Annotated in this window: 2 protein-coding genes and 1 pseudogene; 2 read left to right on the top strand and 1 reads right to left on the bottom strand. The window is 60.3% G+C overall.

Translation table 11 applies throughout. The features are described from left to right. A complete protein-coding gene (locus JHD07_RS37445; protein ID WP_366865854.1) occupies window positions 1–798 on the top strand; it encodes an AMP-binding protein in 798 nt (265 codons plus the stop codon). A gap of 41 nt (window positions 799–839) precedes the next feature. Here JHD07_RS37445 and JHD07_RS37440 read toward each other — a convergent pair. Beyond that, window positions 840–1,575 (bottom strand): annotated as a pseudogene (locus JHD07_RS37440) (SDR family oxidoreductase). A 173-nt stretch (window positions 1,576–1,748) separates the two neighbouring features. Here JHD07_RS37440 and JHD07_RS37435 point away from each other — a divergent pair. Further along, window positions 1,749–2,372 (top strand): GntR family transcriptional regulator (locus JHD07_RS37435; RefSeq protein ID WP_291631328.1); only part of this gene is annotated, 624 nt, incomplete at its 3' end.

Here is a 2,372-nt window from a genome sequence, read left to right as displayed (position 1 = left end):
GTGTACTGCGCCGCCAGCACGGAATTGTCGCGCGTCGTTGCCGAGGTCGGCACCAGAGCGGACATGGGAAGGCTGCGCCGCGTCGTCACCGCAGGCGAAGCCATGAACCCCGTGGTTGCCGAACGATGGCAGGAGGTGACCGGCATCCGGATCGATGAGGCCTATGGGCAGACCGAAGCCCTGATGGTGGCGTTGAACTACCCCGGAGAGGATGTGCGATACGGCTCGATGGGCCGTCCTTCACCCGGAAGCGATCTGGACGTGATCGACGCCGGTGGAAACCGTCTGCCGCCCGGCCAGGAAGGCGACCTCGCGCTCAAGGTGCCCAATCCGCAGCTCATGCTCGGCTACTGGAAGGAGCCGGACAAGACGGCCGCGTGTTTCGTCGACGGTCCTGACGGGCGCTGGTATCTCACCAGCGACCGGGCGGAGAAGGACGCCGAAGGCTATCTCTGGTATCGCGGGCGGTCCGACGACGTCATCAATTCGGCAGGCTATCGCATCGGTCCGATCGAGGTCGAAAATGCCCTGGCGGAACATCCACTGGTGCAGTCGTGCGCCGTCGTCGCCAGCCCCGATCCCGAGCGCGGCGAAATCGTGAAGGCATTCGTCGTGCTACGCCAGGGAGGTGAGCCATCGCCCGATCTGACGAGAGCGCTGCAAGATCATGTCAAGTCGGTGACCGCACCATACAAGTATCCGCGCGCGATCGAGTATGTGAGCGAACTTCCCATGACAATCACGGGCAAGATCCGGCGCCGCGAGTTGCGCGACCGCGAGTTCGCGCGACGCACCTGAAGCGTGACACTTTGCGAATCATGCTCCGGCTGGACGGCGGTTCAGGCCAGCGTGATGCCGCCGTCCACGATGAGCGTCTGTCCGACCATGTAGCTCGACAACGGAGATGCCAGGAACAGGGCGGTGCCGACCATATCCTCCGGCTGTCCGAGCCGTTTCAACGGGACGCGGTGCTCGGTCGCCTCTCGTCGCTTTGGACGATCGGTCGTCACCTTGGTGAGCTTGGTGGCGACTAAGCCGGGTGCGATGCCGTTGACCCTGATCCCGTCCTCCGCCCAAGCCTCTCCCAACGTACGCGTGAGGCCAACGGCGCCCGCTTTCGAGGCGTTGTAGGCCGGGTTGCCTTTGGTCGAGCGAAACCCTGCCATCGAACTGAGAATGATGATCGACCCTCGGCTGGCTCTCAGCATCTCGTGGAATTTGAGGCTGCACGCCATCAGGCTGTTGAGGTTCACATCGATGATTTGACGAAACCCCTGCATTTCGAACTCGCGCCGACCGTACAGCACGATTCCCTGTGACAGGACGAGCACGTCAAGATTCGGGAAGGCTGGCTGCAACGATTCGATGGCATCGAAATCGCTGACATTCACCTGGGAATAGTGCACCGGTGAGGTCGCAACCTTGCTCCGCGGCATAGTCGGACGCCGATTGCCGGGTTCCCCAGACGTGGACATCGGCGCCGCGCAAACGAAATCCCTGCGCAATCGCATTGCCGATACCGCTCGATCCACCGACCACCAGCACCGATTTTCGCGCGAAATCAATATCGTCCAAGGTTCCAACCTCCGCGGTAGGGTCATCTAAAACGGCGATTATTGTCGGACAATAATGTGGGTTATCGTCGCAAGTTGTCAAATCGATCGCACAATCAACCAGAAGATTCTGTCTATTGTTGATATTTTTCTGCACCGCGGTACTGTGTAGCATACCAATTTGTCGGACTAAAAATGGCGCTAGTTGACGATCTGAATGCTTCATCGCGCGAGCGAAACGAACCGGCATACCGATTGGTGGTACGCACCATTGAGGCCAGGGTCATGTCCGGCCAATGGGCAGTCGGCTACCGCGTGCCTTCTGAGACGGCATTGGCCGAGGCGTTCGATGTTCACCGTTCGACCATTCGAGAAGCGATACGGGTATTGGAGCAGAATGGCCTGGTTCGTCGTCACGACGGCGGCAAGCTTCTTTACGTCACCGCGCCGCGCGAGGCCGATATCTCGCAGAGGGTCACGGCGGCGATCGTCCTGCATGAGATCAGCTTCTTCGAGTTGTGGGAAAGCATGCGCTGTCTCGAGCCCGTGCTGGCCGAATGCGCCGCGACACGAATCGACAACGATATGCTTGAGGCGCTCCGGACCAATGTCGAGAACACCAAGGCGGCGCTTGAAGACAAGCAGGGCCTGGTCGACCTTGATATCGAATTTCATCAGATCATTGCCCGGGCCTCGCGAAATCGCGCGCTCCAGCTCAGCCGCCAGCCCATGAGTCAGCTGTTCTACCCGGCCTTCCTTCGGGTTTTCTCCCGCCTGAATGCCGGCGAGCGTCTGGTGTTTGCGCATGAGAAGATACTC

The organism is Bradyrhizobium sp. (genome assembly GCF_016462955.1).
Classification (GTDB): domain Bacteria; phylum Pseudomonadota; class Alphaproteobacteria; order Rhizobiales; family Xanthobacteraceae; genus Bradyrhizobium.
Note: the sequence above shows the minus strand (reverse complement) of the source record. Positions and strands in the feature narration are given on the sequence as shown.